The sequence below is a fragment of the Candidatus Brevundimonas colombiensis genome (assembly GCA_029202665.1).
GTDB classification, from domain to species: domain Bacteria; phylum Pseudomonadota; class Alphaproteobacteria; order Caulobacterales; family Caulobacteraceae; genus Brevundimonas; species Brevundimonas colombiensis.
Genome location: CP119326.1, coordinates 3,250,092 through 3,271,354, shown reverse-complemented (window position 1 = coordinate 3,271,354; position 21,263 = coordinate 3,250,092). Strand labels below are relative to the sequence as shown.

Genomic DNA, 21,263 nt, shown 5'->3' with positions numbered 1-21,263 from the left:
CCATCCAAAGGAGGTTGTCGTGTCGGAATTTGACTATGTGATCGTCGGCGCCGGCGCGGCGGGCTGTGTCCTGGCCTATCGCCTGAGCGAAGATCCGTCCGTCAGCGTGGCGCTGATCGAGGCCGGGCCGCGCGATAGCCACCCGTTCATCTCCATGCCCAAGGGCCTAGCCAAGGTCATGCAGGACCCGGCCCATCTATGGTTGCACGCCAGCAAGCCCGAAGAGGCCAGCGGCGGTCAGGCCGAGATCTGGGTGCGCGGGCGGGTGCTGGGCGGTTCCAGCTCGGTCAACGGCATGATGTATGTTCGTGGCCAGCCTGCCGACTTCGACGGCATCGCCGCCCTGTCCAGCGACGACTGGTCCTGGGATCACATCGGTGCGGCCTATCAAGCCCTTGAAAACCACGAGCTGGGCGCGGCGCCGACGCGCGGCGACAAGGGGCCGCTCAAGGTCTCCATGCCGACCTTGCGCGATAAGCTCAGCGACGCCCAGGTGGCCGCAGGACGCACCCTCGGCTGGACTGTCAAGGCGGACATCAACGAGCCGGATGACGTCGAGCGCATCGGCTATACGCCGCGGACGATTTACAAGGGCAAGCGTCAGAGCGCGGCCACGGCCTTCATCCGTCCGGTCGAAGGACGTCGGAATCTGACCATCCTGACCGACCGCACCGCCGACCGCGTCCTGTTCAAGGGGCGCCGGGCCGTGGGTGTCGAGGTTCGTCGTAACGGCGCCGCCGAAACCATCCAGGCCGCACGCGAGGTCATCCTGTGCGGCGGCGCCATGTCCACGCCGGGCATTTTGGAACGTTCAGGCGTCGGCGACGCGGCGCGGCTGGAGGCGCTGGGGGTTCCGGTTGTTCATGACCTGCCCGAGGTCGGCGAGGGCCTGATCGAACATCGTGGCATTGTCATGCAGTGGAAGCTGAACGCCCAGCTGTCCCAGAACCGCGAGTTCTCGGGACTGCGGCTGCTTAAATCGACGGCGCTCTACTATCTGACCAAGGACGGCCCCATGTCGTCCGCCGCTTATGAGATCGGCGCCTGGTTCAAATCTGACCCGTCGCAGCCGCGACCGGACCTGCAGATGCTGGCGGCTCCCTACAGCTTCAATCTCGCCAATCGCACAGAGCTGGAGCCCTTCCCGGGCATGAATGTGGTCATCTATCCGCTGCGCCCCACATCGCGCGGCAGCATCCACATCGAGACGCGCGATCCGGCGGCGCCGGCCGTGTTCCAGCCCAACTATCGGTCGACCGAGGCGGATCGCAAAGCGATGGTCGCGGCGCTGAAGCGAGCGCGTGACTGGGCCGAGCAACCGGCGCTGAAGGCGTTGATCGTCGAAGAGACTATGCCCGGCCCGAACTATCAGAGCGACGCCGAGATTCTGGACGCCTTCGACCGTCATGGGATTTGCGGCTACCACGCGGTCGGCAGCTGTCGCATGGGCAAGGACGCGGCCTCGGTGGTTGATCCCGAGTTGAAGGTGCGCGGCGTCGATGGCCTGCGCGTGATGGATACCTCCATCATGCCGGTCGTCCCATCGGGCAACACTAACGGCCCGACCATGGCCATGGCCTGGCGCGCGGCCGACATCATCCAGCGTGACGCCGCCTCGGCGGCCTGATCGGAGAGCCTGCCATGTCCGACGATTTCAAACTGACCGGCGGCTGCAACTGCGGAGCCGTACGCTACGTTCTGAGCGCGCCGCCGCTGGCCGTCGCAGCCTGTCACTGCACCAACTGTCGCAAGCAGTCGGGCGCGGCCTATTCGGTCAATCTGGTGGTGCGCGCCTCAACCCTGTCGATTGAAGGTGAGCTGGCGGTCTATTCGGATACCGACACCGAAAGCGGCGCGCCGGTCGAGCGGCAGTTTTGCCCGGCCTGTGGATCGCCGATCCGCTCGGTTCCTGCGGCAACGCCCAAGATCGTGGCCGTCAAGGCCGGCACTCTGGACGACGCCGGCCCCTATGGACCGCAGGTGCACATATGGACCCGTTCAAAGCTGCCCTGGGTCGAACTGCCCGCAGGCGCCGTTCAATTCGAGAAAAGCCCGCCCGCCTGATTGGATTGGCAAGGGAGAAAACAAGATGACTACGACCGGCATGAGCCTGGAATGGCGCGATCAGATCGCGATTCTGCGGATGGACGACCCATCAACCCTGAATGCCGTCACCCTGGGCTCGATCGAGGCCTTTGGCGACCTTCTGGACGAGGTTGCGGCCAAGGCGCGGGCGATGATCTTGACCGGCGCCGGTCGGGCCTTTTGTTCCGGGGCCAATATCGGCATGGGCATGGAGGGCCGGATGGACGGGGCGGATTATGACGCCGGCGAGACCCTGGACAGTCATATCAATCCGCTGATGACCCGGCTGCGGAACATGCCCCTGCCTTGGGTCAGCGCCGTCAACGGGGCTGCGGCTGGCGTCGGGGCCTCGCTGGCTCTGGCGGGCGACATGATCGTGGCGGGAGAGAGCGCCTTCTTTCTTCAGGCCTTTTCCCGCATTGGACTGGCCCCCGACGGCGGCTCCTCACATCTGCTGGTACGCACCATCGGCCGGGCGCGGGCGTCCGAGCTGATGCTGCTGGGTGAACGGTTGTCTGCGGCCAAGGCGCTGGAATGGGGCCTGATCAACCGGGTCGTGCCGGACGCTGAACTGGCCGAGGCGGCCTTGGCCCTGGCGCAGCGTCTGGCCAAGGGCGCCTATTCCCAGAGGCTTATCCGCCAACTGGCCTGGTCGGCGGTCGATGCGGACTGGGAAACCGCCTTGGCCCAAGAGCGCGCGGCCCAGCGTACGGCGGGGCAAAGCGCCGATCACCGCGAAGGCGTGCGCGCCTTCATGGAAAAACGGGCTGCGGCCTTCACCGGCGCCTGAGACGCTTCCAACAGTAAACCGAGCAAGATCATGAGTTACAATACGATCCGTTATGAGGTCGAAGACGGCGTCGCCCTGATCACCCTGTCGCGGCCTGACAAGCTGAACGCCTTCACGCCCGTGATGATGCACGAGATGATCGACGCCCTGGATCGGACCGACGCCGACGACGCGGTGCGGGCGGTGATCTTCACGGGCGAGGGACGGGCCTATTGCGCCGGCGCCGACCTGTCTGCCGGAACGCGCGGCTTCGTCGATGAAGGCCAGCAGTCGCTGATGAACGCCGACGGCTCGGTCAACTATGGCGCAGAGGCCGCGCGGGACGGCGGCGGCCTGCTGACCCTGCGCCTGTTTGAATCGACCAAGCCCCTGATCGGAGCCATCAATGGCGCGGCCGTGGGCGTCGGCGTGACCATGACCCTGCCGATGGATATCCGACTGGCCAGCGAGAAGGCCCGTTTCGGCTTCGTCTTCACGCGACGCGGCATTGTGCCCGAGGCCGCTTCATCCTGGTTCCTGCCGCGTGTGGTGGGCGTCTCGAAGGCCTTGGAGTGGTGCTACAGCGGCCGGGTGCTCGATGCCCAGGAGGCTTTGGATGGAGGGCTGGTCCGTTCGCTTCACGCGCCCGAGGACCTGTTGCCGGCGGCGCGGGCCATCGCACGTGAGATCGTCGAGAACACGTCGCCAGTCTCGGTCGCCCTGACCCGCCAGATGCTGTGGCGCGGCCTGGGCCAGAGCCACCCGATGGAGGCCCACCGCATCGACAGCCGCGCCATCCTGTCACGCACGGCCAGCGCCGACGCCGCCGAGGGTGTGGCCTCCTTCCTCGAGAAGCGCGCAGCCACCTACCCCGACGCGGTGTCGAAAGACATGCCGGACTTCTATCCGTGGTGGGACGACGAGCCCTATCGTTGAAAGGCCGGAGCCGACGTGGATTTCGATCTGACCAGCGAGCAGTCGCAACTGCGTGACACGCTTCGACGCTACCTAGCCGAAGCCTATCCCTTCGCCGCCCGTACAGAGGCCAGTCGCAACGGACCCGGACGACGGCCGGAGGTCTGGCGCGCCCTGGCCAGGGATCTGGGCCTGCTGGGCGCGGCCCTGCCGGAAGCGATCGGCGGCCAGGGCGGCGGCGCCGTCGAGGTCATGCTGATCGCCGGGGAGCTTGGCGCGGTCCTGGCGCTGGAGCCCTATATCGAGACGGTGGTGACGTGCGGCGGTCTGTTGCGCGAGGCGGGCGGTGCGGTCGCCCATGACCTGCTGCGCCGGATCGTCGTTGGAGAGGCTGTGGTGGCTTTCGGCTGGGCCGAGCTGACGGCGCGCCATGCCTTTGCCGATGTGAGGACGACGGCCGCGCGCGACGGCGACGGCTGGCGAGTGAAGGGCATGAAGTCGCTGGTGACCGCGGCGCCCGGGGCCAATCATCTGATCATAACGGCGCGGACCGACGGGGCGCCGGGCGATCCTGAAGGGGTGTCGCTGTTCCTGCTGGACCCTCGCCAATCGGGCGTGACGCTGAAGCCCTATCCGACGATAGACGGACGTTGCGCCGCCGATGTCCTGCTCGACGATGTGCGGCTGGATGCAGAGGCCTTGCTGGGCGTGGCGGGACAGGCTTTGCCGGTGGTCGAGAAGGTTGCGGACGAAACCATCGCCGCTCTGTCGGCCGAGGCGGTCGGGGTGCTGCGCCGGATGCTGTGCGACACCGTGGCCTATACCAGCCAGCGTCGTCAGTTCGGCAAACCATTGTCGGAGCTCCAGGTTCTGCAGCACCGCATGGTCGACATGTTCATGCAGGTCGAGGCGGCGGATTCGGCGGTCCTGTTAGCGACACTGAATCTGGAGGCGTCGACCCGGCAGCGCGCCCGGGCGGTGTCCGCCGCCAAGGTCACCGTGGGCGAGGCGTGCCGGTTCGTCGGCCAGAACGCCATCCAGCTGCATGGCGGCATGGGGATGACGGACGACCTGCCGCTTGGCCATTACTTCAAGCGCGCCATGACTATCGATGCCGAGTTTGGCGACGAGGACCATCATCTCCAACGTTATGGGGCTTTGGCGGGCGGCTAGGGCGCCGTTTGGCTAGGCCGCCTTGCCAGACTTGATGGCCGTTGCCGCGGTGGCGCCGTCCTTGTCGATGAGCAGGCCCGTCAGCACCATGTCGAGAAGGGTGTCGGTGTAGCGGCGGCGCAGGTTGTCGTCGATTTCATCCACGCCGAAGCAGTGGTGCAGGATGTGCTGGCCGAAGAAGATGTGGTCGCACGCGCCCAGGACGATGAAGTAGAACAGCATCGGATCGATCTCGCGGATCCGGCCCTGGGCTACGGCTTCTTCGAGCAGGCGGCGCTGGGTCTCGGCCAGAGGCTTGGAAATGGTCTCCGCCACTTCCCTTGCCGTCTCCGGGGTCTGGAACATGGCGTGGATCAGTCGGTTCACGAACGGATAGCGGAAGTAGACGGTGATGATGCCCTTGATGTGAAGCTTCAGCTTCTCGACCGGGGCCAGGTCCATGTCGACCAGTTCATCCATCTGAACGAGGGCGCGACCAAGGATCTCCTTGACCAGTTCCATCATCAGGCCGTTCTTGCTGCCGAAATAATACTTCACCAGGGCCGAGTTCAGCTGCGACCTCTGCGCGATCTCGCTCAGGGAGACTTCGATCGAGCCGCGCTCGCTCATCAACGCCGCTGCTGCTTGCAGCAGCTGCGAGCGAGATGAGGATTTCGTGGCTTCAACATCAGTCATCGGGAGGTCCGTTCGATTTGGAGCCATTTAAGCGGTTGGTTAGGCGTTCGGTCAAGGCGCGTCGCCATCGCTAGGTCCTTGAAAAATCTACCACTGCTAGGCTCTGGCGCGGCCGGCGCTCAAGGTGGAGCGCAGGGCGTGGCTGAATAGCAGGCACGGGCGCTGGCTGGGAAGCGCCGTCGACGGCTAAGAAGGTCCCGCGCGCGACGGTGGGCGAATGCTTCGGCGTCTCGGCCATCGACAGCACGGGGCGAAGCAGGCGTCGGTCGTCGACTAGAATTAGGGACGGTGTCGGCTCTGGCCTTGCCGCCCAAAGCGCCGGAAATGGCGATGCGGTTCGTGCGCGGCGCCCGGTCGTTCTACGCGAGCGTCTCAGCGCCGTGATCCGCCAGAACGACGATCTTCAGTGCTGAAAGCGGTCCCCTTGGCGCCCTACAGAGTCTGGCCGTCATCGATGGTGAACACCGAGCCCGTCACCTGGGCGCTGGCGTCCGAACAGAGGTAGAGCAGGGTGGTGTCCAGGGCGTCGGCGTCCATGAAACGGTGGCGCGGAAACTTGGCCAACAGGGCCTGACCCGTGCGTGATTCCGCCAGACCTTCGGTCAAGTCCGTGTGCATGTAGCCGGGGGCGATCGTGTTCACATTGACCCCCTTTTCCGCCCAGTCGCGCGCCAGGACGCGGCCCATCTGTGTGACGCCCGCCTTGGTGGCGCTGTAGGAGGCCAGGCCCGGCGAAACCTGCTGTCCCGTGATGGAGGAGATGATGACGATCCGGCCGCGTCCGCTCACTTGGGAACCCTTGGCGATCATCCGACGCGCCCCCTCGCGGACGGTCAGGAAGACGCCGCGCAGGTTCACCGCCACCACCCGGTCAAACTCCTCGATCGGCAGATCGATGGCGCGTCCGATGCTGCTCAGGCCGGCGTTGGCGACCACGCTGTCGACCTGACCGAAGGCCGCCTCGGCCGCGTCATAGGCGGAGATGGTTGAGGTCTCGTCCGCGACGTCCATGGCCACCGAGATCGCCTGAACTCCGTCCGACTCGAGTTCCGTCTGGAGTTGTTGCAGCAGAGGCAGACGGCGGGCGGCCAGCACCACATTTGCGCCGCTCGCACCCAGAATCTTTGCGAAGCGGCGCCCAATGCCGGACGAAGCCCCGGTCACGAGAACCGTGCGTCCGCGGAGATCGAAGACTGGGCTAGTGCTGGGGTTCACGTCGGTCATGGAAGGCGCTGCATCTCCGGGAAAGGACGGGCCTTTGGGGAAAAGGCCCTGACGCGTAAGCGCCCGCTACGGATTTAGGCCTCTGTTCAAGTGGGCGTCAATCGATCGACTAAATTTCGATGCTCTCGTCTTTCCAAAACCCATGGACGCGGATAGACGACTTAGCTGGTCGGTTAAGTTTGTAGCCGACCCACCTATTCACGACCGCAGGTCTGCGGCGGGCCAAGAGACCTCTATGACCCTGATCAATCGTAAGTGGATCCTGAAGCAGCGTCCTACCGCGTCGTTGGCGACAGATAATCTCCAACTGGTTGAGGCCCCGGCGGCTTCGCCCGCGGACGGCCAGATTCTGATCCGCAACATATACCTGTCTCTGGATCCGACCAACCGCATCTGGATGAGTGATCGCGATCAGTATCTGCCGCCGGTCGGCCTGGGCGACGTCATGCGCGGCGCCACCCTGGGCGTGGTGGTTGAGAGCCGGTCCGAACGGTTCGCGCCCGGCGATCTGGTGCTTCCCCCGGATGGCGGCTGGCAACTCTATACGATCGCTGACGCCGGCCGGACGCAAAGGGTCAAGCGACAGCCGGGCGTGCCGCTGACCGCCTATCTGTCGGTCTTGGGGGTGACGGGGCTGACGGCCTATGTCGGGGTCATGGACATCTGCCGTCCCAAGACGGGCGAGACCTTTGCGGTGACGGCCGGCGCGGGCGCGGTCGGTTCGGTGGCGGGGCAGATCGCCGCCATCCAGGGGGCTCGCGTCGTCGGTATCGCCGGCGGGCCCGCCAAGACCGCCTGGCTGACGGACGACCTCGGTTTCGACGGCGCCGTCGACTACAAGCGAGAGGACGTCGGCGCGGCGCTGGATCGTCTTTGCCCCGACGGTATCGATTCCGCGTTTGAGAACGTCGGTGGGCCGATCATGGACGCGGTCTATGAGCGCATGAACATCGGCGGGCGCGTGGCCGTCTGCGGCCTGATCTCAAACTACAACGACGAGGGGCCGATCCCTGGCCCCAAGGATTTCGGTCGGATGCTGATGAAGCGGCTGACCGTCAGTGGTTTCATCGTCATCGATCATTTCCATCGCGCGCGCGACGCCTGGGCCGATATCGGACGCTGGATCGCCGAGGGGGGTCTGCAGTGGAAGGATCACGTCGTCGACGGGCTGGAGAACGCTCCCGACGCTCTGGGCCTGCTGTTCACCGGCGCCAATGACGGCAAGCTGGTGATCCGCATATCGGATGAGCCGGAGGCCTGAGCGTGATCAAGATCATTTTCTGCATCCGTAAATTACCCGGGCTGACGGACGGAGAATTCCAGCGCTATTGGCGCGAGGATCATGCCGATCTGGTGCGCCAGGCGGCCGGTCCTCTCAACATCCGCCGCTATGTGCAGAGCCACGCCTTTTCCGATCAGCGCCTGACCCCGATGATCGACGCGCGCGGGATTGAAGCGGCGCCTTACGATGGCATTGCCGAGCTGTGGTGGGATGACATGGACGCCATTCTTGCTGCGGGTGCGACGAAGGAGGGCCGTGCCGCGGGGCGGCGCCTGCTGGAGGACGAGAAGCGTTTCATCGACCTGAAGGCTTCGCCGCTCTTCTATGCTTACGAGCATGAGATCATCGCCCTGACGGACTGACTGTCAGGGCAGGGCGTCCAGCGCCTCGCCGTCGGTGGTGAAGCGAGCGAGGCGCGGACGGATAGCCGCATCGTCGCGCAGCAGTTGGCCAAACGCCTCTACGCTGTTGACGGCGTGGCCGTCGTCCGGTTGCGTAAGGCTCAGGATAGCGGCCACGGCCCGTTGGCTGCGCCCCGCCCATCCGGCGGCGATCTCCAGCGCGGCCACCAGAGCGTCGGGCGCCACGGCGTCAACCAGGCCCTGAGCCAGGGCGACGTCCGCCCCCACCACGCTTCCGTCCAGCATGAACAGTCGCGCCCGGTGCGGCCCGATGAGGCGCGACAGGCGCTCGGGCCCGCCAGCGCCGGGGAAGATGTCGAGCCGGATTTCGGGCAGGCCGATCGCCTGAACCGAGGCCTGGGCGATCCGCATGTGGCAGGCGAGAGCGATTTCGAAGCCCCCGCCCATGCAGACGCCGTTGATGGCGGCGATGACCGGTTTGTCCGCGCGTTCGATCAGCCGTCCCAGACGGTCGAAGGGCGCGCCGATGAAGCTGGCGGGCTGGATCGCGCCGTCCGCGACGGCTTGGGCCGCGCGTGCGATCTGGGCCACGTCAGCATGGCGGATGAAGACGTCGTCCTGGCCGGTCAGGATCAGGACTCGCGTCTGGGCGTCGTCGAGCCCCGCCTGAACGGCGTCGGCCAACTGGGCCGCCCCGCCGTTGCTGATGAAGCCGGTCGGAGCATTAGCGTAGCGGATGATGGCGGCGCTGTCGCGCCGCTCCAAGGTGACCGAGGCGGGCATGGCTCAGTCGAACCGGACGCCGCCGTCGACATTGACGGTCTGTCCCGTGATGTAGCCGGCGTCCGGCCCTAGCAGGAAGGCGATCGTCGCGGCCTGTTCGTCGGGCCGTCCCTGGCGGCGCATGGGGATGCTGCGCGCCACGGCCTGTTTGATGGCGTCGAAGTCATTGCGGCTTGAGCGGTCGGCCAGGCGGTTGAAGGTGCCGTCCATCATGTCGGTGTCGACCGACCCGGGGCAGACGGCGTTGACGCGGATGCTCAAGGGGGCCAACTCCAGCGCCAGCTGCTGGGTCAGGCCGATAACCCCGAACTTGGACGCGCAATAGCCGCCGTAGTTGGCCATACCCGTCCGTCCCGCCAGCGAGGACAGGTTGACGATGGCGCCCGGCTTTCCATCGGCGCGCATGGCCCGGCCTGCCGCGCGGCAGACGTGGAAGACGCCGTTCAGATTGATGTCGATGGTTCGGCGCCATTGATCGTCTTCGATATCCAGCAGGGGCGCGCCGCCGGCGCCGCCGGCTGTACCCGCATTGTTGACGACGGCGTCGGGCGTGCCAAGTTCGGCGCGGGCGCGCTCGATCATGGCGTCGACCTGGGCCGTGTCGGTCACGTCGCACTCAACCGAGATTGCGCGGCCGCCGCTCTGGCGGATTTCTTCGGCGACCGAGGCTGCGCCCATCCAGCCGCAGGCCTTTTCCTCTTCGGGGAAGGAGGCGGGATCGCGAGAAGGGGCGGACACCACCACCGCTGCGCCCTCGGCGGCCAGCCTCAGGGCCGTGGCGCGCCCTATCCCCCTCAAACGGCCCGCGCCCGTGACCAGAGCCACGCGTCCCTGCAATCGACCGCTCATGAGACGTTCCCGGTTATATGTTCAATTAAGGCCTAACGGCTTGCCATCGAGTTTTTCATCAGTCAATTAAAATTGGGACTGAAGCCAGGCGGAGCGGCGTAGTGAATCTATCATTCGATCCGGCTGATCTGGCCTTTCGCGACGACGTGCGCCGCTATTTCGCCAGCGCCTATCCCGTGGAAATTCTGGCCAAGATGCGGAACGGCGAGCCCCTGACCCGCGCGGATCATGTCCGGTCGCAGCAGGCGTTGAACGCCAGGGGCTGGTTCGGGGTGGGCTGGCCGATCGAGCATGGCGGACCGGACTGGACGCCGATCCGGCGGTATATCTTCGAAAGCGAACTGGAACGGGCGGGCGCGCCCGGCCTGATCCCCATGGCGGTCATCTATATCGGCCCGATCATCTGCGCATTCGGCACCGAGCAGCAGAAGAAGACCTGGCTGCCCGATATTCTGGAGTCCCGAGCCCTGTGGGCCCAGGGCTATTCCGAACCGGAAGCCGGCTCAGACCTGGCCAGTCTTTCGATGCGGGCAGAACGAGACGGCGACCATTATGTGTTGCACGGCGAGAAAATCTGGACATCGTCAGCCCATTGGGCCGACTGGATTTTCTGTCTCGTGCGAACCTCTTCCGAGCCGCGTCGGCAGGACGGTCTGTCGATGATCTGCGTCGATATGCGCTCGCCCGGCGTCCGGGTGCATCCGATTATCGGCATCGACGGTTCGCACGAACTGAACCGGGTCAGCTTTGACGGGGTGCGTGTCCCGGTCGCCAACCGTATCGGGGAGGAGGGCAAGGCCTGGACCTATGCCAATGTCCTGCTGAAGGCCGAGCGGCTGTCGTACGCCCATGTCGGTCGCAAGAAGGCCGATCTGGCCCGCGTCCGGGCCCTGGCGACAGAGACCGCCTGGAGCGGCGGAAGAAAGCGGAGCGACGACCCTCTCTTCATGGCGCGCCTGACGCGGCTGGAAATCGAGGCCGAAGTGCTGGAGGTCTCGGTCCTGCGCGCGCTCAGCGGCGAGGTCGACCCCATTGGCGTCTCGGCGCTGAAGATCAGCGCCACGGAACTGGCGCAGAAGATCACCGCTCTGGAGATTTTGCTGGCGGGCCGCGACCAGATAGCCTTTCCGCCGCGCGAAGGCGCGGACTGGCGTGAGGCGGCGCCTGGGGTTCTGGGGTTCGCGCCCACGGCGTCCGCCGCCTATCTGTTCGAGCGGGCGCAGACCATCTATGGCGGGGCGACCGAGGTTCAGAAAACCATCATTTGGCGCAACCTGTCGAAAATGCTGAACTGACTGATAGATAATCGATTGATTAAAATCGTCGCCTCATTATGGTTTTGCTCAAGAGAGCGACGCGCCGGGCCTTGTCTCGGGCGGGCCTGAACGGGGAAACGGCTTTGCATAAAGATACTGATCTTCAGGAGCGGCTGCAGTCGCTGGATCGTCTGTTCCGACCGCGGTCGATCGCCCTGGTCGGCGCCTCGGACCGGTCGATCTGGTCGGTGTCGGCCTTCGATAATCTGAAACGCGCAGGCTTCGAAGGGCGCGTCGTTACTGTCAATCCAAAGGGCGGCGTCATCCATGGCGTCGAGGCGGCGACGTCCATCGCCGCCATTGGCGAGCCGATCGATGCGGCGCTGCTGATGGTGCCGGAAGCTGCCCTGGCTGATACCTTGCAGGACTTGAAGACGGCTGGGGTCGGCGGCGCGGTGATCCTGTCGGCGGGCTTCGCCGAGACCGGCGATGACGGCGCTCAGCGACAAGCGGCCCTGACGGCGGCGGCGCGCGAATCGGGTATCCGTATCCTCGGTCCCAACTGCCTCGGCTTCGCCAACTTCGCCGACGGCACACCGATCTGGACGACGCCGCTGCGCCGTCCCATGCCCAACCCGACCCTGGCCGTGGTGTCCCAGAGCGGCGCCTTGGCCAGCCAGATGGAGCAGTTCGCCTATCAACAGCGGATCGCCCTGACCCATATGATCTCGACCGGCAATGAGGCGGACCTCACCATCGCCGACGCCATCGAGTATCTGGCGCATCGGTCGGAGGCGCGCGCCATCGCCCTGTTCCTGGAGACAGTGCGCGATCCTGTCGGATTCGTCCGCGCGGTCGAGGCCGCCAACGCCGCCGGCAAGGCCGTGGTGGTGCTGAAGGTCGGGACCAGCGAGGCTGCGGCTGCAGCGGCCCAGGCTCATACGGGTTCTCTTGTTGGCGATGACCGCGTGTTCGACGCTCTGTGTCGCCGTCTGGGCGTGGTGCGGGTCAGGTCGCTGGAGGAGCTCGTCGTCACCGCTGATGTCATCGGTCGCATCGGCAAGGTCGAGCGTCCGGGTCTGGCCATGATGGCCATGTCGGGCGGCCTTTGCGAGATCGCCGTCGATCAGGCCGAGGTGGAGGGGTTGTCCTTGCCGACCCTGGCGCCCGAAACCCTGACGGCGCTGCGCGAAGCCCTGCCGTCCTACGCCACGCCCAACAATCCGCTGGACACGACAGGCGCGGCGATGACGCAGCCGGACCTGATCGCCAAGGCCCTGCGCGTCATTTCGAACGATCCGTCAATCGGTCTGGTGTCCTTCGTTTTCGACGCCCCGGCCAAGGCTGATGCGCGCGGCTTCGCCGCCCGTTTCATCGATGCGGTGGGGCAGGGGATCAAGGACGCCGCCACGCCGGGCCTGATGTTCAGTCACACCTTCTCGCCGGTCAGCGGCGAGGGACGCGGCATGACGGATGCGGCGGGCGTCGCCTATTCCGGCGGGGGATTGCGTCACGCCCTGACGGCGATAGGCCATCTGTTCCGCTGGTCGTCGGCGAAAGCGCGGCCGCTCGATCTGGGCCGGGCCGCTGGCGGGCGCCCTGAAGTCGGCGGCGGCGAGCGTGGGGTGCTGGACTATCTGGCCTCGCACGGCGTGCCCGTCATTCCGGGCGTGGTCGCGACCAGCGCCGAACAGGCGGTCGACACGGCGCGCGGCTTCGACAGTCCGGCGGTGTTGAAGATCGCCTCGCCCGATATTCCCCACAAGACCGAGGTCGGCGGCGTCGCTCTGCGGCTGAGCGGCGATGAGGCGGTGGCCGGAGCCTATGCCGATATCCGCGCCCGGGTTGCGGCGGCCAGGCCGGAAGCGCGTATCGACGGCGTCATCGTCTCGCCGATGCGTTCGGCGGGCGTCGAACTGTTCGTCGGCACGTTGAAGGACCCGCAGTGGGGACCGGCCATCGCCGTCGGTCTGGGCGGGGTCTTGGTCGAAGCGTTGAAGGACACGTCCCTGCGTCTGCTGCCGATCACCGAGGCGGACGCTCTGGAGATGATGGACGAACTGCGCGGCAAGGTGCTGCTGGACGGGTTCCGGGGCGCGGCCGCGGTGGATCGCGCCGCCGCCGCTCGCGCTATCGTCGCCATCGGCGAGGCGGCCCTGGCGCTAGGCTCCGATCTGGTGTCGCTGGAAGTGAATCCGTTGCTTGGCAATGGCGACCGCATCGAGGCCCTGGATGGCCTCGTGATCTGGGAGGACAGCCATGAGCAGGCCTGAAACCACGCCCGTAATCGTCGGCGTCGGCGAGTTCATCGACCGCCCCGCCGACGTGACCCAAGCGCTCGAACCGGTGGCGTCGATGGCCGAGGCCCTGCGCGCAGCCGAGCGGGACGCGGGCGGCGACCTGCTGTCAAAGGCCGAGTCGATTGAATTGATCGGCCTGATCAGCTGGCGATACGCCGATCCGGTCAACCTGTTGTGTGAAAAGCTGGGCATCGCGCCTGCGCGCCGCACCAACGCCAGCATGGGCGGCGAGACACCGATCCGTCTGATCCACGAAGCCGCCGTGCGGATCGCGCGTGGCGAGCAGAACGTGGCCTTGATCGTCGGCGGCGAGGCGATGAACGCCCGCAACCGCGCGCGGAAAGACAAGGCGCGTCTGAACTGGACGCCTCAAGTCTCGGCGGAAGATAGCGTGGCCTTCCCGGCCAGCCGTTACGCCATGAGCCGACCGGCCAAGGCGCTGGGCATGATGGATCCGGCGCAGGTCTATCCCTTCTACGAAGTCGCCGCCCAGGCCGCATGGGGCCAGACGCCGGCTGAGGCGCAAGGCGAGTCCGCCCTGCTGTGGAGCCGTTACGCCGCCGTGGCGGCGACCAACGACGGGGCCTGGATCAAAACCGCGCCGGACGCCGACACCATCGGCGCGCCGTCGGCGGACAACCGCCTGATCAACTGGCCCTATCCGAAATTCATGGTGGCCAACCCCAGTGTGAACCAGTCGGGCGCGGTTATCGTGGCCAGCCTGGCGGCGGCGCGCGCTGCGGGTGTTCCCGAGGATCGGATTATTCATATCTGGGGCGGGGCGGCGGCCAGCGAGCCGGAAGACTATCTGCTGCGCGACGCCTATGATCACTCCACCGCCCAGAAGGCGGCGCTGGAGGCGGCGGTCGAGATCGTCGGCGGCGACGCCAAGGCCTTTGACCGGCTGGAACTGTACAGCTGTTTCCCGGTGGTTCCGAAAATGGCGCTGCGCACCCTGGGACTGGACCTCGAGGCCACCGTCCCGACGGTGGCGGGCGGCCTGACCTTCTTCGGCGGTCCGCTGAACAACTACATGACCCACGCGGTCTGCGCGATGACCCGGCAGCTGCGGGCGGCGCGCGAGGAGGTTGGTCTGCTTTATGGGCAGGGCGGCTACGTCAACAAGCACCACGCCCTTGTGGTCAGCCACCGTCCGGCGCCCAGGCCGCTGGCTCTGGACTATTCGGTACAGGACCGGGCCGAGGCGGAGCGCGGTCCCATTCCCGAATTGCTCGAGACCTATGAGGGACCGGCGGCGATCGAGACCTATACGATCACCTATGCCCGCGACGGCGAGCCGCTGCAGGGCGTGGTCATCCTGAGAACGCCGACCGGGGCGCGGACGATGGCGCGGGTCATCGCCAGCGATACGGAAAGCCTGGACCTGCTGCGTTCGACCGATCGGTCGGCGGTGGGGGCGTCGGGCTTTGTTCGCCTCGACGCCTTCGGCAAGCTGGTGTGGGAAGCGGGTGATCAAGCCCGGTCGCGTCCGCTCCGGTTCGCCAGGGTTGATCGCGAGGGACCGCTGACCATCGTCACCATTGATCGCGCAGACGCGATGAACGCGCTGCACCCCCAAGCCAATGCTGAGTTGGCCGAAATCTTCGACGCCTTCGCCGCCGATCCCGACCAATGGGTCGCCATCCTGACCGGCGCGGGCGGCAAGGCTTTTTCGGCGGGCAACGACTTGAAAGCCACGGCCATTTCTATGGCGCGCGGCGAGCCGCTGGAGACGCCCGTCACCGGGTTCGCTGGTCTGACGGCTCGCTTCGATCTGGACAAGCCGGTGATCGCAGCGGTCGAGGGGGTGGCCATGGGCGGCGGCTTTGAGATCGCCCTGGCTTGCGACCTCATCGTGGCGGGCGAGGGGGCGGTCTTCGCCTTGCCGGAGCCGCGCGTGGGTCTGGCGGCCCTGGCGGGCGGTCTGCTGCGGCTGCCGCAGCAGATCGGCCTGAAACAGGCCATGGGCATGATCCTGACCGGGCGACGCGTGAAGGCGGCCGAGGGGGAACGCCTGGGCTTCGTCAACCAGGTCGTGGCGGACGGCGAGGCGCTGGCTGCCGCGCGCCGCTGGGCCGCGCAGATGCTGGAGTGCAGCCCGATGTCGCTGCGCGCCTCCAAGCAGATCGTGCAGAAGGCGCTGGATACGACCGTCGCCGACGCCACCGTTCAACAAAACCGATACCCGGCCGTGCGCGCCCTGTTCCGTTCGGCTGACGTGCGTGAAGGGCCAACGGCCTTCGCCCAGAAGCGCACGCCGCAATGGAAGGGACGCTGATGCTGAAGACACGTTTCACCGAGCTGTTCGGCGTCGAGCACCCCATCGCCCAAGGTGGGATGCAGTGGGTCGGCACGACCGAACTGGTGTCGGCGGTGGCCAACGCCGGGGCCTTGGGCTTCCTCACCGCCCTGACCCAGCCGACGCCCGAAGCGCTGGCGAAGGAGATCGCGCGGACGCGCGAGAGGACGGACAAGCCGTTCGGCGTGAACCTGACCATCCTGCCGTCGATCAATCCCCCGCCCTATGCCGAGTACCGCCGCGCCATCATCGAAAGCGGCGTCACCATCGTCGAGACGGCGGGCTACAAGCCGCAGGAGCATATCGATGACTTCAAGGCCAACGGGGTCAAGATCATCCACAAATGCACGGCTGTCCGCCACGCCCTGTCTGCCGAGCGGATGGGGGTGGACGCCATCTCAATCGACGGTTTCGAATGCGCCGGCCACCCGGGCGAGGACGACGTGCCGGGCCTGGTGCTTATCCCCGCGGCGGCGGACCGGCTGAGCGTGCCGATCCTGGCGTCGGGCGGGTTTGGCGACGGGCGCGGTCTGGCGGCGGCTCTGGCTCTGGGCGCGGACGGGATCAACATGGGAACGCGCTTCTGCGCCTCGGTTGAGGCCCCGATCCACGACGCTTTCAAGCAGGCCATGGTGGCCAACGACGAGCGGGCGACGGACATCATCTTCCGCACCTATCGCAACAGCGCCCGTGTGGCCCGCAACGCCGTCAGTCAGGAAGTGCTGCGGTTGGAGAGCGAAGGTCGGCCGTTCGAGGACGTGGCGCATCTGGTCAAGGGCGCGCGCGGTCGCGAGGGGCTGGCGACGGGTGACCTGGATCATGGCGTCTGGACGGCCGGCACGGTGCAGGGCCTGATCCACGACGTGCCGACGGTCAGGGAGTTGGTCGAGCGTATCGTCAGCGACGCCGAGGCGGTGATCCGTCAGCGCCTGTCGGGCATGAGCGTCGCTGCTTGATCTAAGGCGCATGGAAGGGGCCGGTCCAGTGATGGACCGGCCTTCTGCATTCGACGAGGTCGTGGATCACCGGCGTTTCAGGGACAGCTTCCCTATCCGCTGGGCGAAAGCTCACCCCTCTACGCCTCTGCCGTAATTTCAATCAATCGACTAGATATGTGTTCGGGCCTGCGATATCTTTCGGACCAATCCGCCGGAACAGGCTGAATGAACAGCCTTCGGCGCCCAGATCACGGGTGAGGAAGCGTCATGGATTTCGCTAACGACTATCGGATGACAATCGACGGCGAGGCCGTGCCCGCCGAGGCGACGTTCGACGTCGTCAACCCGGCGACCGGCGAAGTCTTCGCCAAGGCGCCTGCGGCGACGGCGGCCGATCTGGACCGCGCGGTGGCCGCAGCCACTTTGGCGCAGCAGTCGTGGCGCGCTGTGCCGCTGGAAGAGCGCAAAGCCCTGTTGGTCAAGGCCGCCGAAGCGATCGAGGCGAACGCCGACGAACTCGGCGCCCTGTTCATGCGCGAGCAGGGGCGTCCCCTGGCCATGGCGCGCGAAGAAGTGCTGGGCGGCGCCGGCTGGTTCCGCGCGACGGCCAAACTGGATATCCCGATCGAAGTGACCGAGGACAGCAAGCGCCGCCGCGTCGAAGTCCACCATGAGCCCCTGGGCGTGGTCTGCGCCATCGTTCCGTGGAACTTCCCTTTCCTGCTGGCGACCTGGAAGATCGGTCCCTCGCTGATGGCGGGCAATACGGTGGTGCTGAAACCCTCGCCCTTCACCCCCTTGACGACGCTGAAGCTTGGCGAAATCCTGCTCGATGTCTTCCCCAAGGGGGTGCTCAACATCATCGCCGGCGGCGATGAGTTGGGCCCGTGGATGACGTCACACCCCGGCTTCCACAAGATTTCCTTCACTGGCTCGACCGCGACCGGCCGACGCGTGATGGAATCGGCGGCCAAGGACCTCAAGCGCATTACGCTGGAGCTGGGCGGCAACGACGCGGCCATCGTCCTGCCTGACGTCGATCTGGACGAGGTGGCCATGCAGTTGTTCATGGGCGCCTTCTGGAACACGGCCCAGATCTGCGTGGCGACCAAGCGGCTCTATATTCACGAAGACATCTATGACGCCCTGCGCGACAAGCTGCATCAGATCGCCCAGACCATTCCCGTGGGCGAGGGCTCGAAGGACGGGATGGTCATCGGGCCGGTGCAGAATGCGCCGCAGTTCCGCCGGGTCCAGGACCTGATCGAAGACAGCCGCAAGAACGGCTATACGGTTCTTGAAGGCGGCTCGGTCCCCAACGCCGGCTATTTCATTCCGTTGACCCTGGTCGACAATCCGCCTGACGACGCGCGCGTCGTGGTCGAGGAGGCCTTCGGTCCCATCCTGCCGCTGCTGCGTTTCAGCTCAATCGACGAGGTGATCGAGCGGGCCAATGACAGTGACTACGGTCTGGCCGGCGCCGTCTGGTCCAAGGACATCGACAAGGCGGTAGAGATCGCCCATCGGCTTGAGACCGGCACGGTCTGGATCAACCAGAACCTGCAGTCCACGCCCTTCACGCCTCTGGCCGGTCACAAGCAATCGGGCTTCGGCGTTGAAAACGGCCTGGCTGGTCTGCTGGAGTTCACCGTGCCGAAGGCGATCTTCATTCCAAAGACTGTCTGATGGACCTCACGCTCAGCGAAACCCAGACCCAACTGGCCGATAGCGTGCGCACCTTCCTGGCGCGCCTGTCGGCCAGCGGCATGGCGGAGGCGCCAGGCGCGCCGGGGCCGACGGCGGTGTGGCGTGATATGGGCGAGGCGCTGGGCGTACTGGCCCTGGCCCTGCCCGAAGACCTCGGCGGTCTCGGCGGCGAGGCGGCTGACGTCATGGTGGTGATGGAGGCGTTCGGCGAAGCCCTGCTGACCGAACCCTATCTGGAGACTGTGGTGACGGCGGCGGGTTTGCTGCGCCGCTGCGACCAGCCTCGGGCGCGCGCCCTGGCGCAAGCGATTGGGGAAGGGGCGGCCATTGTTGCTCCGGCCCTGACCGAACCGGCGGGCCGTGCCGACTGGCGCTTCTGCGCCACGCGCGCCGAACGCGACGGCGACGGTTGGCTTCTGACCGGCGGCAAGGGTCTGGTGACGCCGGGCGCGTCGGCCCAGTCGCTGATTGTCGCGGCCCGCACGCGAGGCGACGACGGTCAGGCCAACGGTCTGTCATTGTTTCTGGTCGAGCGGGATACGCCCGGTCTGATCCTGCGCGACGTTGCGACGCTGGACGAGCGCTGGGCGGCCGAGGTTGTGCTGGACGGGGTGAGCCTATCGACAGACAGCCTGATCGGCGTCGAGCATGAGGCGGGACCTTTGATCGCGCTGGTTCTGGACGAAGCCACGGCGGCCCTGTGCGCCGAAGCGGTCGGCGTGCTGCGTCGCATGCTGGACGACACCGTCGCCTTCGCCAAGGAGCGGCGTCAGTTCGGCCAGGCGATCGGACGGTTCCAGGCCTTGCAGCACCGGATGGCGGACATGTTCATCCAGTTCGAACTGGCCCGCTCGGCGGCGGTTCTCGCAACGCTCAGTCTCGACAAGCCGGATCGCGAGCGGACCTTGGCGGTTTCGGCAGCCAAGGTCGCGGTCAGCGACGCATGCCGGTTCATCAGCCAGAACGCCGTACAACTGCATGGCGGGCTCGGCATGAGCCTGGAAACCGAGGTGACGCGTTACTTCAAGCGCGCGGCGATGATCGAGACGCAGTTGGGCACGCGCGATCATCACCTCGACCGCACCATAGAACTCGACGTCCGGGCGGCTTGATCGTCCGGACGTCGGCCCCCTCCAGTCAGAGCCCCAATGCCGCCTTGGCGATGATGTTGCGCTGAATCTCGTTCGAGCCCGCATAGATGGAGCCCGCCCGGTCGTTCAGATAGTGGATGCCGGCCAGCGCCGGGAACATCGGTCCCGCGACGCCCGAAGCGTGCGGCAGTCGGGGCGCGCCGCCGGGTCGACCCGCCTCGGGCTGATAGGCGCGACCCCAGTCGCCGGCGGCTTCCAGCGCCAGTTCGGTTATGCGCTGGCTCAACTCTGTGCCGAGAACCTTCATCGCCGAGGGACCGGCGGCGGCCAAGGCGGCGTCGGTCGCGCCGGACATGACACGGAACTCGAACACCTCAAGCACGGCCAGCCGGGCGCGGGTCTCGGCCAGCTTGCGGGCGAAGCCGGGCGTTTCGGCCAGCATGGAACCCCCGCAAGGGCTTTGGCGCGCATAGGCCTCGACGCGGTCCAGCCGCTCCTGCAGTTCCGGCGCATAGGCCACGCCGCCGCGCTCAAACTCCAGCAGGTATTTGGCGACGGTCCATCCCTCGCCGATCCGCCCGACGACCTGGGTCTTGGGGACGCGGACCTGATCGAAGAACACCTGGTTCTGGATATGCTCGCCCGAGGGGGCGACGATCGGGCGAACCGAAATGCCGGGCGTGGTCATGTCGATCAGGATAAAGGTGATGCCCTTCTGCGGGCGATCCTCCTTGGATGTGCGAACCAGACAGAAGATCCAGTTCGCCTCGTCGGCGTGGGTGGTCCAGATCTTGGTTCCGGTGCAGATCAGATCATCCCCATCGTCCAGGGCCTCCATCTGCAACGAAGCGAGGTCCGAGCCCGCCTCCGGTTCGGAATAGCCCTGGCACCAGAAATGCTCGCCGCTGAGCATGCGCGGCAGGAAATGGGCCTTCTGTTCGTCCGAGCCGTAGCCGATCAGGGCTGGGCCACACATCTGAACACCCATGGGCGACACTGGCGGAGCGCCGGCGGCGACGCGTTCACGCGTGAAGATGTAACGTTGCAGCACTGTCCAGCCGCAGCCGCCGTTCTCGACCGGCCATGCAGGGGCCACCCAGCCCTTGGCGTGCAGAATGGTCTGCCATTTCATTGCGACGTCGTGCTGGGCGTAGACGCTGGTCATCAATCGTCCCGCGTCTCGAATGTCGTCCGTCAGGTTCTCTGCGAAAAAAGCCCGGACCTCGTCGCGAAACTCGAGATCGGCGTCTGACCAGTTCAGATCCATAGTGGGTCCTGTCGTTATCACTTGATTAGAACGGTTGAAATTAATCAGACAATTAAATTAAGTCTGAACTTATCGCAAGGCTGCGGCTACTTGCCGAAAGTTTCCGGCAATCGTCAAAAACGCTCAGCGGGTCATCCTGTCTCGGTCCTGTTCGATCAGCGAAAACTGGTCCGTGGGTACCGGCCTATCAACGGCGATGCGGGTTATGCGCACCGCTTGTCAAGCGGGCCGCCCAATGTAATCAATCATACAATCAAATATCGTCGCCGAGTTGATTGAGGAGTGGCT

Annotated in this window: 18 protein-coding genes; 13 read left to right on the top strand and 5 right to left on the bottom strand. The window is 66.1% G+C overall.

Going from position 1 to position 21,263, the window contains the following annotated elements:
• The first annotated feature begins 19 nt into the window (after nt 1-19).
• The 5 genes from P0Y50_15945 to P0Y50_15925 are packed head-to-tail and all read left to right on the top strand — an operon-like array spanning nt 20 to nt 4,942.
• On the top strand, nt 20-1,627 hold the full coding sequence (locus tag P0Y50_15945) for a GMC family oxidoreductase N-terminal domain-containing protein (GenBank protein ID WEK40005.1): 1,608 nt from the start codon (nt 20-22) through the stop codon (nt 1,625-1,627).
• A 14-nt stretch (nt 1,628-1,641) separates the two neighbouring features.
• Complete coding sequence (locus P0Y50_15940; GenBank protein ID WEK40004.1) at nt 1,642-2,064, top strand: GFA family protein; 423 nt, start codon at nt 1,642-1,644, stop codon at nt 2,062-2,064.
• Nucleotides 2,065-2,089: 25 nt separating this feature from the next.
• The gene (locus P0Y50_15935; GenBank protein WEK40003.1) at nt 2,090-2,875 is read left to right on the top strand and encodes an enoyl-CoA hydratase-related protein; all 786 of its coding nucleotides are present in this window, start codon (nt 2,090-2,092) and stop codon (nt 2,873-2,875) included.
• Nucleotides 2,876-2,905: 30 nt separating this feature from the next.
• Nucleotides 2,906-3,790: a crotonase/enoyl-CoA hydratase family protein gene (locus P0Y50_15930; GenBank protein ID WEK40002.1), complete on the top strand. Its 885-nt coding sequence runs from the start codon at nt 2,906-2,908 to the stop codon at nt 3,788-3,790.
• 15 nt (nt 3,791-3,805) lie between these two features.
• A complete protein-coding gene (locus P0Y50_15925; protein ID WEK40001.1) occupies nt 3,806-4,942 on the top strand; it encodes an acyl-CoA dehydrogenase family protein in 1,137 nt (378 codons plus the stop codon).
• Nucleotides 4,943-4,954: 12 nt separating this feature from the next.
• On the opposite strand, the gene P0Y50_15920 is transcribed toward P0Y50_15925, so the two are convergent.
• Both P0Y50_15920 and P0Y50_15915 read right to left on the bottom strand, forming a co-directional pair.
• Nucleotides 4,955-5,617, bottom strand: coding sequence for a TetR family transcriptional regulator (locus P0Y50_15920; protein ID WEK40000.1), 663 nt, complete (start codon nt 5,615-5,617; stop codon nt 4,955-4,957).
• A gap of 432 nt (nt 5,618-6,049) precedes the next feature.
• Entirely contained in the window at nt 6,050-6,841 is a 792-nt protein-coding gene (locus tag P0Y50_15915) for an SDR family NAD(P)-dependent oxidoreductase (GenBank protein WEK39999.1), read from the bottom strand.
• A 235-nt stretch (nt 6,842-7,076) separates the two neighbouring features.
• Between P0Y50_15915 and P0Y50_15910 the strand changes: the two genes are divergently transcribed.
• Together P0Y50_15910 and P0Y50_15905 are read left to right on the top strand one after the other, a co-directional pair.
• Entirely contained in the window at nt 7,077-8,102 is a 1,026-nt protein-coding gene (locus P0Y50_15910) for an NADP-dependent oxidoreductase (GenBank protein WEK39998.1), read from the top strand.
• A 2-nt stretch (nt 8,103-8,104) separates the two neighbouring features.
• Nucleotides 8,105-8,485, top strand: a complete 381-nt coding sequence (locus P0Y50_15905) for an EthD domain-containing protein (protein WEK39997.1) — start codon at nt 8,105-8,107, stop codon at nt 8,483-8,485.
• 3 nt (nt 8,486-8,488) lie between these two features.
• Here the strand turns inward: P0Y50_15905 and P0Y50_15900 are convergent, their stop codons facing one another.
• Together P0Y50_15900 and P0Y50_15895 are read right to left on the bottom strand one after the other, a co-directional pair.
• Nucleotides 8,489-9,268, bottom strand: coding sequence for an enoyl-CoA hydratase/isomerase family protein (locus P0Y50_15900; protein WEK39996.1), 780 nt, complete (start codon nt 9,266-9,268; stop codon nt 8,489-8,491).
• A gap of 3 nt (nt 9,269-9,271) precedes the next feature.
• On the bottom strand, nt 9,272-10,117 hold the full coding sequence (locus P0Y50_15895) for an SDR family NAD(P)-dependent oxidoreductase (protein WEK39995.1): 846 nt from the start codon (nt 10,115-10,117) through the stop codon (nt 9,272-9,274).
• Between the two features lie 101 nt (nt 10,118-10,218).
• Between P0Y50_15895 and P0Y50_15890 the strand changes: the two genes are divergently transcribed.
• From P0Y50_15890 to P0Y50_15865, 6 genes are all read left to right on the top strand, one after another.
• Complete coding sequence (locus tag P0Y50_15890; protein ID WEK39994.1) at nt 10,219-11,412, top strand: acyl-CoA dehydrogenase family protein; 1,194 nt, start codon at nt 10,219-10,221, stop codon at nt 11,410-11,412.
• 104 nt (nt 11,413-11,516) lie between these two features.
• Entirely contained in the window at nt 11,517-13,646 is a 2,130-nt protein-coding gene (locus P0Y50_15885; GenBank protein ID WEK39993.1) for an acetate--CoA ligase family protein, read from the top strand.
• Complete coding sequence (locus P0Y50_15880; protein WEK39992.1) at nt 13,633-15,951, top strand: enoyl-CoA hydratase-related protein; 2,319 nt, start codon at nt 13,633-13,635, stop codon at nt 15,949-15,951. The genes P0Y50_15885 and P0Y50_15880 overlap by 14 nt, the downstream gene beginning before the upstream one ends.
• The gene (locus P0Y50_15875; protein WEK41593.1) at nt 15,948-16,928 is read left to right on the top strand and encodes a nitronate monooxygenase family protein; all 981 of its coding nucleotides are present in this window, start codon (nt 15,948-15,950) and stop codon (nt 16,926-16,928) included. The genes P0Y50_15880 and P0Y50_15875 overlap by 4 nt, the downstream gene beginning before the upstream one ends.
• A gap of 249 nt (nt 16,929-17,177) precedes the next feature.
• Nucleotides 17,178-18,596 (top strand): aldehyde dehydrogenase family protein, encoded by a 1,419-nt coding sequence (locus P0Y50_15870; protein WEK39991.1) that lies wholly within the window; start codon nt 17,178-17,180, stop codon nt 18,594-18,596.
• A complete protein-coding gene (locus tag P0Y50_15865; GenBank protein ID WEK39990.1) occupies nt 18,596-19,729 on the top strand; it encodes an acyl-CoA dehydrogenase family protein in 1,134 nt (377 codons plus the stop codon). The genes P0Y50_15870 and P0Y50_15865 overlap by 1 nt, the downstream gene beginning before the upstream one ends.
• Before the next feature lie 25 nt (nt 19,730-19,754).
• Here the strand turns inward: P0Y50_15865 and P0Y50_15860 are convergent, their stop codons facing one another.
• On the bottom strand, nt 19,755-20,975 hold the full coding sequence (locus tag P0Y50_15860; protein WEK39989.1) for an acyl-CoA dehydrogenase family protein: 1,221 nt from the start codon (nt 20,973-20,975) through the stop codon (nt 19,755-19,757).
• Nucleotides 20,976-21,263 lie beyond the last annotated feature (288 nt).